This window comes from Streptomyces cahuitamycinicus (genome assembly GCF_002891435.1).
GTDB classification, from domain to species: domain Bacteria; phylum Actinomycetota; class Actinomycetes; order Streptomycetales; family Streptomycetaceae; genus Streptomyces; species Streptomyces cahuitamycinicus.
In genome coordinates, this window is record NZ_POUC01000066.1 from 16,408 (window position 1) to 27,343 (window position 10,936).

The window sequence follows — 10,936 nt, forward strand, 5'->3', positions numbered from 1 at the left end:
CTCGGCTTCGATGTCGCGGCCGACCGAGTGGTGCTGCCGGCGGACAAGCAGCTCACGTGAGGGCCCCTGCCCATGCGGCCGATGCCGGACGCGGCGCGCTCCGCCCTCGCAGTCGTCCGCGCCTTCGCCCCGACTCAGGCGCGGAGGCGGTGCCCCGTCCCCGACTCAGGCGCGGAGGCGGTGCCCCGTCCCCGACTCAGGCGCGGAGGTGGTGCCCCGTCCCCGACTCAGGCGGACCTGGACGGAGTCCCCCCGTCAGGGGACGCCGTGCTGCCGCGCAGGATCAACGCCCCGGGGGAGACCGCCGTGTACGGGCCGTCGTTGCCCGGCTCGGTCTTGAGCCGGCGAATCATCCACAGCGCGCAGCCGGTGGCCATCTCCTGGATGGGCAGGCCGACCGTGGTGAGGCCGGGGCCCCACCAGGAGAACCCGGGCTCGTCACCGAACCCGACCACGGACAGTTCCTGTGGCACCTTCACGCCCTGCCGGGACAGCTCCTCCAGGACGCCGAGGGTGAGCTGGATCGACCCCAGCACCAGCGCGGTGGGTACGTCCGGTCCCGACAGCAGCCGTCGTACCGTTTCGCGGCCGTGGCCGACCGACGACGGCGGTCCCAGCTCAGCGCGCCCGGCGTCGTCCGGCAGGCCGCCTTCGCGCAGGGCACTGCGGAACCCGCGCAGACGCTCGGCGCCGGTGGGCAGTTCCTCGGGGCCGCCGAGGTAGGCGATGCGCGTGTGACCCTGGGCCACCAGATGGGCCGTGGCCCGGCGCAGTGCCTCCTGGTCGTCCACGCCGAACCACTGCGAACCCAGCGACGGGTGCCGGCGCAGCAACTGCACATGCGGGAGAGCGCGCAGAAGCTTGACGGACTCGCTGTGCGGGCGCGCGCTGGGCACGATGATGACGCCGGCCACGCGATTCGCGGACAGTTCCCGCAGGTGGCGCAGTTCCGCCGTCCGGTCGTCGTCCGTCTCCGACAGCATCAGCTGGAAGCCCTCGGACTCCATGTTCTTGGACAACTCGTGCGCGATGGTCGAGTAGAAGCTGTTGCGGATGTCGGGAATCACCAGCGCGACCACGTTGCTGGACGCACCGCGCATCATCCGGGCCGCACGGTTGCCCACGTACCCCATGTCGGAAGCGGCCTGCCTGACGCGGAACTTGGTCTCCTCGCTGATGCGCGGATCGTCGGCCAGCGCCCGTCCCACCGTCGACACGGAGACGCCGAGGCGCTCGGCGATGTCCCTGGTCGTGATCACGTAAGGAGTCTCCTCGACTGACTGGTCCCGTGCCGTCACTTTCCGTATGCCAACGATAGCATCGGTGTTGCGCTCAGTTGCCGTCGAGAGCGAGGGCGCCAAGGCGGTTTGGCACTCTCGTGCTAACGTTAGCACTACTTGGATGGGCCGTGCAGCCGCCCGCGGCTGCCTAGTTGCGGAGGTGTCCGTGCGCATCGTCAGATATGCCGTGGGCGGTGAACGTCATTACGGAGAACTCGAATCCGGGGACGTCGGCATCGCCAGATTCGAAGGCGATCCCTATACCGGCTTGTCCCCCACGGGTCACACCGACCAGGCCGGTGACGTCGTATTCCTCTCGCCGGTCGATCGGCCCCGGATTTTCGGATTCGCGTACAACTACGCCTCACATGTCGACGAGACCGACCGTGAGATCCCCGAGATGCCGGTGTGCTTCATGAAGCCGAGTACGGCGGTAGTGGGTCCGGGCGACGCGATCGTGTATCCGTCCGACGGTGAACTCATTCATTTCGAGGGAGAGTTGGTCGTCGTCATCGGAAAGGAGGCCCGCCATGTCAAGCCCTCCGATGCTCTTGACCACATCCTCGGCTACACCTGCGGCAATGACGTCAGTGACCGCATCGTCCAGCGCAAGGAGAGCGCATTCGGAACACTGCTCATCGGGAAGGGGCAGGACACCTTCGCTCCCCTCGGGCCGGTCATCACGACGGGACTCGACCCTTCGGGACTCGCGCTGACCACCCGCGTGAACGGCACCGTCATGCAGTCGGCGAGCACGGCCGACCTGCTGCTCCCGGTTCCGGAGATCGTCAGCTACCTCAGCCGCTACCTGACGCTGCTCCCCGGGGACGTGATCATGACCGGCACGCCCTCCGGTGTCGGCCCGATACGCCCCGGGGACGAGGTCGAGGTGGAGATCGAGGGCATCGGCGTCCTGCGCAATCCGGTCGTGGCCGAGAGCCGCTGACCGGCGGGACGCCCGCCGGCGTCCGCAACGACGGGGCCTGCCCACCGCTCGGCGGTGGGCAGGCCCTTGGGGTACCGGCGGAACGTGGTCAGCGGACCGCGTTGTTGAACTGCGCGGGCCGGACGAACGCCAGGGCGACGACACCCAGCAACGGCAGGAACGTGACCTGGAGCAGTCCTGCACGGCTCCAGCCGAAGGCCTCCACGAGGGTGGCGAAGAGCAGGCCCGAGAATGCCGCCGGCCCGTAGTAGCCGGTGACGAAGAGGCCGGAAGCGCGCCCGATCTGGGTCGGCCGGACGGCCCGCTGTATCGCGCTGTTGGTGTTGGGGTAGATGAAGCCCAGTCCGAAGGCGCCCATGAGGAAGGCGAACACACACTGCACGCCCACCGTGGCCCGCGTCTCGTAGATGCACACGCTGATGACCGAGACGGCGAGGAGGCTGAGGATCAGCAGGTTGCGCTGGTTCACACGGTCCCCGAGCCAGCCGCCGAGTATGGCCGTCATACCACCGAAGCCGAGGAGGCTCATGGCCAGAGCCGCCTGCTCGGGGGAGTAGTTCAGCGAGCTGATCAGGTACGTCGGATACAGGCCGAGGAACCCGTAGATGGCCACACCGCTGACGACGGCGTGGACGGTCAGGGCGATGGTGTTGCGGTTGTACGCGGAGACCGGCATGTACTCGTACGTCCTGGTCGACACGGTCTTCTCGACGGAGGTCTCGGTAAGACCGGCCTTCACGAGGAACAGGGAGGCGGCGGCGATCAGCAGCCCCGCCGTGCCGAACAGATAGAAGGGCGAGTGCCAGGTGCCGTGCATGCTCATGAGCTCGACGCCGATCAGCGGTGCGATGAACACGCCGACGGAGTAGCCCACCCCGATCACGCCGAAGGCGAGGCCGCGCCGGTGGGCGAAGAAGGCACCCATCGCCGCGAAGATCGCCGCGGACTGCATGCCCTCACCGAAGCCCGAGACGACCCGGTACAGGGTCATGTCGGCGAAACCCGTTGCCAGCGGTGTGGCCATCGTGCCCAGGGAGTAGATCACGATGCTGGCGATCAGCACGGTCTTGCGGCGAAAGCGGTCCAGGAGGTAGCCCGCGGGCAGTCCGGCCAGCGCCATGCCCAGGGTGAAGTTCGTGGCCAGCAGCCCTCCCTGCTCCAGGGAGAATCCGTACTCCTCCCGGATGTTGGGGAGCAGCGGAGGGAAGACCTGGCGGTCCATCGCATTGACCATGTAGGAGAGAACGATCAGCAGAAATCCCAGCCCGATCATGGGCTTGGAAAGGGGAAGACGGCTGCTCCCCTCCGTGTCGTCGGCGGGCACTGCACTGGTGTCGACTTGCGCTGCTTGAGTCATTACGGCTCCTGAGGAGGAATGTGCCACGGGGGCCGCGGTGGACGCATTTGCCGGGCAGGCGGATGTGCCGGGCAGGCGGATGCGGCACGGCGGCCGGATGCGGTGAGGCGAGAAGGGGAGGGCTGAACACGGCTCGGTCGAGCCGGCATTCGACGAGTGATCGCCGACCGGCGAAAAGGGGGCGATGGGCAGCCGCGCGGTCGGATGCCGCATGCGGGATCGAGCCGTATGTCGCCCGTCGGGGACGTCCGTGGCTATGGCGTCTTCGACAGCCAGATGCCGTGCGGCCGATGCTCTGGTCACACGGTCGGCGTTGCCAGAACGATGAAGGCAAGTTCGGGGCGCGTCAAGATGTGAACGCCGGAATTCTTCCGCGAATCTCGCTTTCCCCTCGACCGCCGGGTCTTTCGGCGCTGGACGGACCACTCCAGGGGCGTGGGTTTCCGGTTTCATGTCCTGCTCTTGACGCACGGAAGCCAGCCAGTGCTATCGTTAGCACCACGTGGCTATGACAGAGTGATACGACGTGCCTCCGGCATCTCGTGACCCGTACCCGTGGCGTGGCGCCCCGGCCGACCACAAGTCGGCGAGCGCCGACACCCCACCCCGAGCCCTGCGAACCTCTCCACCCCACCCACGGCGACCGAAAGCCTGATCAGGCGTGATATCGGCCGCCGTCCTGGATGACGATCAAACCTGCCGACCGGACGCGACCGGGCGGGACGCCCGGCCGTCCGCTGCGGCCGCACGATTCTGCGAGGACCACCTGCCATGAAACCACCGAGCCGCCCCGGCACCGTGCTGCTCACCGACTACGCCTGGCCCGACGACTCGGTCGAGCGGTCGGTCATCGAGAAGGCGGGCCACACCCTGGTGACCGGCCCCGCCGAGCCCTCCTCAGCCGAGGCGATCGAGGAACTGGTCGCCGAGCACCGCCCTTCCGGCATCCTGACCTGCTGGGCGCCGGTATCCGGCACCGCGATCGGGACCTCGCCGGATCTCCGTGTCGTGGCCCGGCTAGGAGTGGGCCTGGACAACATCGCCGTGGACGCGGCAACCGAGCGGGGCGTGTGGGTCACCAATGTGCCGGACTACTGCGTCGAGGAGGTCTCCGACCACGCCGTCGGCATGGTGCTGGCCTGGACGCGCGGCCTGGCCGTCTTCGACCGCGAGGTCCGGGCGGGCCGCTGGGACCCGGCGAGCGCCCGGCTGCGCCGGCTGTCGGCACTGACCTGCGGCATCGTCGGCTTCGGTCGGATCGGACGCGCCACGGCACGCAGGCTCAACGCGTTCGGCTGCCGCGTCCTGGCCCACGACCCCCACCCGCCGCGGGACGTCCTCGGAGTGGAGATGACGGGCCTCGAGGACCTGCTGCGCCGCAGCGACGTGGTCATTCTGCACCTGCCGCTGACGCCCGCCACTCACCACGTCATCGGAAGCGAACAGCTGGCGCTGATGCGGCCGGGTGGTCTGCTGGTCAACGTCAGCCGGGGTGGCCTCGTGGACACCGACGCGGTGATCAAGGCGCTCGACACCGGGCACCTGGACGGCGCCGCCTTCGACGTCCTGGAGACCGAGCCGGACGTGCCCGCCGGGCTCTCGGCACAGCCCGGGACCCTCCTGACCCCGCACGTCGCCTTCTCCTCCGACGCGTCGGTCATCGAACTGCGCCGCCGCGCCGCCGAGGAAGTCGTACGGATCCTGGCGGGCGAGACACCGGCCCACGCCTGCAACACCCCTCGTGACCTGCCCGCCGGGCCGGGTGACCCGCGATGAACGCGAGCTCCGCGCAGGTGGGTCCGGCCCACGGGCCCGGCACCGCGCTGACGGACTTCCTGATCACCCAGGGTCTCGCCGAACCGGGCGAAACCGCTCGCTGGACGCCGCTGGCCGGCGGCGTCTCCTCCGACCTGTGGCGGGTGGACCTGCCCGGACGCTCCCTCTGCGTCAAACGCGCCCTGGCCAAACTGAAGGTGGCGGCGGACTGGCAGGCACCGGTGTCACGCAACGCCTACGAATGGGCCTGGATGCGGTTCGCCTCCCAGCACCGCCCGGACAGCGTCCCCGGCCTGCTGGCCCACGACCCCGGAGCCGGCCTGTTCGCGATGGAGTACCTGCCTCCCGAGCGGTACCCGGTCTGGAAGACACAGCTGCTGGGAGGCGAGGTGCGGGTGACGACCGCGGCCGCCGTCGGGGAACTGCTCGGCGCCCTGCACGCGGCGAGCGCGGCCGACGCGGCCCTCGCAGCGGAGTTCGCCACCGACGACAACTTCCACGCGCTGCGCATCGAGCCGTACCTGCTCGCCACCGCGGCCGCACACCCCATGCTCGCCGACACCGTCCGAGGCCTCGCCGACCGCACGGCCACCACTCACTCGGCCCTGGTGCACGGTGACGTCAGCCCCAAGAACATCCTCGTCGGCCCGAGGGGGCCCGTGCTGCTGGACGCCGAATGCGCCTGGTACGGGGACCCGGCCTTCGACGTCGCCTTCTGCGTCAACCATCTCCTCCTCAAGAGCCTGGTGGTGCCCGGACACCGCGGTGAACTCCTGCGCTCCGCCCGCGCACTGGCCGAGGCGTACACCCGCTGTGTCGACTGGGAGCCGCGACCCGCCGTCGAGGAGCGCGCCGCGACACTGCTCCCGGCGCTGCTGCTGGCGCGGGTGGACGGCAAGTCCCCGGTGGAGTACCTCACGGACGACCGGCACCGGCAGTTCGTACGCACAGCGGCGACGGCCCTGTTGCGGGCACCGGCCCCCACGGTGGCGGACGTCGTGGACGCCTGGGAGACCACCCTGCCCGCCCCGCACGAAGTCGGCACCCGGTCCGACTGACCCGACCGATGCGCCGGGTCCGACCGACCGGCCGAGGAGAGACACATGCGCAGAGTCGTCACCGGCCATGACGGGAGCGGCAGGTCGATCGTCGTCAGCGACGGCCCGATCCCGCGGAGCCGGGAGTTCGCCAGTCTGCCGGGCTGGGTGTCCCGGCTGCCCTGGGCCACCGAACCGGGCGAAAAGACCACCCGGACCGGGACGGACCCCACCCCGAACGTCACCAGCCTGCTGCCCGCGCCCGGCGGAACGCGGTTCGTCGTCCTGACCTTCCCGCCCGAATCCGCGCTCGCCGACCCGGCGTTCGACCCTGTCGCCTTCGACCGGGAGCAGCGGGCCGACTCGCCCGGCATCGCCGAACTCATCGAACCCGACGGCATGCACGCCACCCCGACCGTGGACTACGGCATCGTGCTGCAGGGCGAGATCGTCCTCGAACTCGACGACGGCCACTGCACGTCGCTCTCGGCGGGCGACATCGTCATCCAGAACGGCACCCGCCACGCCTGGCGCAACCGCGGCAGCCGGCCGGCCACGATGGCCTTCGTCCTCATCGGCACGGAAAAGGGCGACTGACTGCGCCGACCGGGCACAGATGAGGTCTCCGTGGCTGACGGGTGCGCGCCAGGCCACGCGCGCATCACTGGTGCCGGATCCGCGGGTGCGGTCAGAACCAGTGCAGGCAGTGCGGGGAGCGCTCGGTGCGGAAGAGGGCGTCGGCGAGGGTGACCGCGCCCGGGTGGTGGGCCCGGATGTGTCCGGCCCGTGCGAGCGTGCTGGGGGCGGTGCCTCCGAGGTAGAGGGAGCCCAGGTCCCTGATGTCCATGGACAGGTCCGGTGCCCGGTCCGTCGGGACGCAGGCGGCCTTGCCGTCCTGGACGGTCAGCAGGTAGCGGTGATGTTCGCCGAGGAACGGGTCGTCGATGTCGAGGACGAGCTCGCCGTCCGTGAACCAGCCGCGCGCGGTCAGCGCACGCGGGACGTCCAGCAGCCGCACCCAGAGCCAGTCCATGTCGCCGCTCACCTCGCCCGCGCGGAAGTCCGCGAACTGCCAGCGCAACGGGTGATCGGACGGCACTTGCTTGAACACGACCTGGGAGACCAGATCGTGTTCGAGTGCGAACCGGGCCAGGGCCGTGAACACCGCGTCGTCGGTGGCAATGATCTCGTCCACCGTCAGGGTGCCGGACTCGATCGAGTAGCTGGCGTACCCGTCCGGGACGCCGCCGGCGTCCCGTTGGACAGCTATGTAGCGCGGCGCCGGCGAGATCGGGGGCTGTCCGGCGCGCAGGGCCCACCAGCGGTGTGGCCGGGACAGCGCGCCGGGCTGGGCGCGACGATACCGGTCGTAGACCTCCTCCAGAATCTCGCCGCACTCGGCCCGGCGCAGCACCTCGACCGAGCCGGTCGCCGCTGCCTCGGTCACTCCGCGCGCCCGGGGAGCGGCGAGGGCTGCCTTGTGGCGCGGCACCTTCAGCTGGGCTGTATAGGTCGCCGGTCCGTAGCCGAACCTGCCGTAGATCAGAGCCTCGGAGGCCAGCAGCACGGAAAGCGACTCCCCGCGGCCCCGCAGCTCGGTGAGCTGATGCCGCATCAGCGCGCTGAGCACGCCCTGACGCCGGTGCGAGGGCAGGACGCCGACGGCGGTCACCCCGGGGGCCGGGACGAAATTCTCACCGGGCAGGGTGAGCTCGAAGGAGTGCGTGGCGGCGGTCCCTACGGGCCGCCCGTCCGCCGCCACGGCGAGCAGGCAGCGGTCCATTTCGAGCGCCGACCACCAGAGCCCGCCGCCCTCCGTCGAGGTCTCCGGGAAGAGCCCGAACGCGGCATGGAGTGTGTCGACGAAGACATCGACATCCTTGTCGGTCGTGGGACGGATTTCCATCGTTGCCGTTGCCTCTCGGGGATACCGGCACCACGACTCGTGGTGTCCGGGCCACAGTGCAACGGCAACTCGTACCCAGAGCAAGTGAATTACGGCCGAGCCCACTTGCGCATCGGTCCAACGTGGGCGTCACCGTCCGTTCCCGGGCCGCGGCTCCTTTGTTCTTCCCGGGCTCGCACCGGCGGCGTCCGCCGCCGTCTCCTGGATCGCGAGGCGGACGTGGGCGCCGTCCAGCGCAGGCCCCGGTGGCTGATGCAGACCGTCCCGCACTGACGCGGGGGACGTGCCGTCCGCCGGACGGGACGTCCCCCGCACGGTGCGCCGCTCGGTGGTCAGGCGGTGTGCAGTCTCAGCCCGTACCTGTTGAGGATCTCGTTGACGGGCTGGTGCCAGGTCTCGCCGCGCCGGCGCAGTTGCCCCAGCCGCCGGAGGTGACGCCCTGGGCCTGGTCACCGCGCGGACTCGCGGCCCGCGAGCTGAGCATCCGCCGTTCCTCCGGTTCCGGTCGACCCCTTGACCCCCGGTGTCCTCCTCCTCGATGCTCAGTTGCGTATAGCGGTGCGTGTATCTGATGAGGCAACTCTAGGAACAGCGCACCCGCGCGAGTTTCCCGTCTGAGGAGCAGTTCATGGCTCACGAGGTACGTGCCGTCGTCGCCCGCAAGAAGGGCGCCCCGGTTTCCGTCGAGACGATCGTCGTCCCCGATCCCGGTCCCGGTGAGGCGCTGGTCAAGGTCGAGGCGTGCGGCGTCTGCCACACCGACCTCCACTACCGCGAGGGCGGGATCAACGACGAGTTCCCCTTCCTTCTGGGACACGAGGCGGCCGGCCGCGTGGAGGCGGTGGGGGAGGGGGTCACCGGCGTCGAGCCGGGGGACTTCGTCATCCTCAACTGGCGTGCCGTGTGCGGCCAGTGCCGGGCGTGCAGCAAGGGCAAGCCCTGGTACTGCTTCGCCACCCACAACGCGACGCAGCCGATGACGCTGCTCGACGGCACCCCGCTCTCGCCCGCCCTCGGCATCGGCGCCTTCGCGGAGAAGACACTGGTCGCCGCCGGGCAGTGCACCAAGGTGGACCCGGCCGCCCCGGCGGCGGCAGCCGGTCTGCTCGGATGCGGTGTCATGGCGGGCTTCGGCGCCGCCGTCAACACCGGCGCCGTCGGGCGCGGGGACTCCGTCGCCGTCATCGGCTGCGGCGGTGTCGGCATGGCCGCCGTCGCGGGCGCGCGGCTCGCCGGCGCGTCCAAGGTCATCGCCGTCGACATCGACCGGCGCAAGCTGGACCGTGCCATGACCATGGGGGCCACCCACACCGTCGACGGCGCCAAGGGCGACGTGGTGGAGGCGGTGCGCGAACTCACCGGCGGCTTCGGCGCGGATGTCGTCGTCGAGGCCGTCGGCCGCCCGGAGACGTACCGGCAGGCCTTCTACGCCCGGGACCTGGCCGGCACGGTCGTGCTGGTCGGCGTACCCACCCCGGAGATGAAGGTGGAACTGCCCCTGCTCGACGTCTTCGGCCGCGGCGGTTCGCTGAAGTCCAGCTGGTACGGCGACTGCCTGCCCTCGCGTGACTTCCCGGCCCTCATCGACCTCTACCTGGGCGGCCGGTTCGACCTGGACGCGTTCGTCACCGAGACCATCGGCCTCGCAGACGTGGAGGAGGCCTTCGAGAAGATGCACGGCGGCGACGTGCTGCGCTCCGTGGTGGTGCTGTGATGGCCGGCGCACCACGCATCGAACACCTCGTCACGAGCGGGACGTTCAGTCTCGACGGCGGCACCTGGGACGTCGACAACAACGTCTGGATCGTCGGTGACGACGACGAGGTGGTCGTCATCGACGCGGCGCACGACTCCGACGCCGTCCTGGAAGCGGTCGGTGACCGCCGCCTGTCGGCCGTCGTGTGCACCCACGCCCACGACGACCATGTGCGGGCCGCACCGGACGTCGCTCTCGCCACCGGCGCGCGCGTCCTGCTGCACCCCGACGACCAGGTGCTGTGGAAGATGGTGCATCCGAACCGGCGCCCCGACGGCCCGCTCGCCGACGGCGACGAACTCGTCGTCGCGGGCATCGGCCTGCGCGTCCTCCACACTCCCGGACACGCCCCCGGGGCCGTGTGCCTGTACGCCCCCGATCTCGGGGCACTGTTCAGCGGCGACACGCTGTTCGCGGGAGGGCCCGGCGCGACCGGGCGCTCGTACAGCGACTTCGGCACGATCATCACCTCGATCGGTGACCGGCTGCTGACGCTCCCCGGCGAGACCGTCGTGCACACCGGGCACGGCGACACGACCACCATCGAGGCGGAAGCCCCGCACCTGGAGGAGTGGGCCGCCCGCGGCTGGTGACACGAGCGCCGCCGTACCCGGCCGGGGTGGCCGAACGCCCTCGGTCCTCCGTGTTCGAGCGAGTACCGAGCGCCCGCCGACACGGCCCACCCCGGCGGGCCGGCGGTGTCCGGCTTCCGGCGCACGGCGTCGAGGTCGTCACCGCCTCTCTTCCTCCCGTCTTGACAGTGCCGCACGACCGTCTCCACACTCGTTGCCCATATCGCACAGTGTTCCTCCATACGCAACGAGGTCGACAGGCTCATGATGACTCCCGTGCGTGCCCTCGCGGACCCGCCCCTCGCC

The 10,936-nt window shown here is 70.2% G+C and carries 9 protein-coding genes and 1 pseudogene; 6 read left to right on the forward strand and 4 right to left on the reverse strand.

The genetic code is table 11. The annotated features are described in order from the left end of the window. Positions 1-227 precede the first annotated feature (227 nt). On the reverse strand, positions 228-1,259 hold the full coding sequence (locus C1J00_RS12115) for a LacI family DNA-binding transcriptional regulator (protein ID WP_102909052.1): 1,032 nt from the start codon (positions 1,257-1,259) through the stop codon (positions 228-230). 187 nt (positions 1,260-1,446) lie between these two features. Between C1J00_RS12115 and C1J00_RS12120 the strand changes: the two genes are divergently transcribed. After that, a complete protein-coding gene (locus C1J00_RS12120; protein ID WP_102909053.1) occupies positions 1,447-2,226 on the forward strand; it encodes a fumarylacetoacetate hydrolase family protein in 780 nt (259 codons plus the stop codon). Between the two features lie 88 nt (positions 2,227-2,314). Here C1J00_RS12120 and C1J00_RS12125 read toward each other — a convergent pair whose 3' ends face one another. Continuing rightward, complete coding sequence (locus C1J00_RS12125; RefSeq protein ID WP_102909054.1) at positions 2,315-3,583, reverse strand: MFS transporter; 1,269 nt, start codon at positions 3,581-3,583, stop codon at positions 2,315-2,317. Between the two features lie 771 nt (positions 3,584-4,354). Here C1J00_RS12125 and C1J00_RS12130 point away from each other — a divergent pair. From C1J00_RS12130 to C1J00_RS12140, 3 genes are read left to right on the forward strand one after another with little or no spacing between them, the layout of a single operon-like run. Then, positions 4,355-5,359 (forward strand): C-terminal binding protein, encoded by a 1,005-nt coding sequence (locus tag C1J00_RS12130; protein ID WP_102909055.1) that lies wholly within the window; start codon positions 4,355-4,357, stop codon positions 5,357-5,359. Further along, positions 5,356-6,417 carry a phosphotransferase family protein gene (locus C1J00_RS12135; RefSeq protein WP_102909056.1) on the forward strand — a complete coding sequence of 354 codons (1,062 nt, stop codon included), beginning with the start codon at positions 5,356-5,358 and terminating at the stop codon, positions 6,415-6,417. Before C1J00_RS12130 ends, C1J00_RS12135 begins: the two co-directional genes overlap by 4 nt. A 45-nt stretch (positions 6,418-6,462) precedes the next feature. Then, positions 6,463-6,993: a cupin domain-containing protein gene (locus C1J00_RS12140; RefSeq protein ID WP_102909057.1), complete on the forward strand. Its 531-nt coding sequence runs from the start codon at positions 6,463-6,465 to the stop codon at positions 6,991-6,993. 91 nt (positions 6,994-7,084) lie between these two features. Here the strand turns inward: C1J00_RS12140 and C1J00_RS12145 are convergent, their stop codons facing one another. Beyond that, positions 7,085-8,302 carry a GNAT family N-acetyltransferase gene (locus C1J00_RS12145; RefSeq protein WP_102909058.1) on the reverse strand — a complete coding sequence of 406 codons (1,218 nt, stop codon included), beginning with the start codon at positions 8,300-8,302 and terminating at the stop codon, positions 7,085-7,087. 332 nt (positions 8,303-8,634) lie between these two features. Further along, positions 8,635-8,756 (reverse strand): annotated as a pseudogene (locus tag C1J00_RS46675) (S1 family peptidase); the annotation flags it as partial. A gap of 174 nt (positions 8,757-8,930) precedes the next feature. Between C1J00_RS46675 and C1J00_RS12155 the strand changes: the two are divergent. Next, complete coding sequence (locus C1J00_RS12155; RefSeq protein ID WP_102909059.1) at positions 8,931-10,016, forward strand: S-(hydroxymethyl)mycothiol dehydrogenase; 1,086 nt, start codon at positions 8,931-8,933, stop codon at positions 10,014-10,016. Next, the gene (locus tag C1J00_RS12160; protein WP_102909060.1) at positions 10,016-10,651 is read left to right on the forward strand and encodes an MBL fold metallo-hydrolase; all 636 of its coding nucleotides are present in this window, start codon (positions 10,016-10,018) and stop codon (positions 10,649-10,651) included. The genes C1J00_RS12155 and C1J00_RS12160 overlap by 1 nt, the downstream gene beginning before the upstream one ends. Positions 10,652-10,936: the final 285 nt, after the last annotated feature.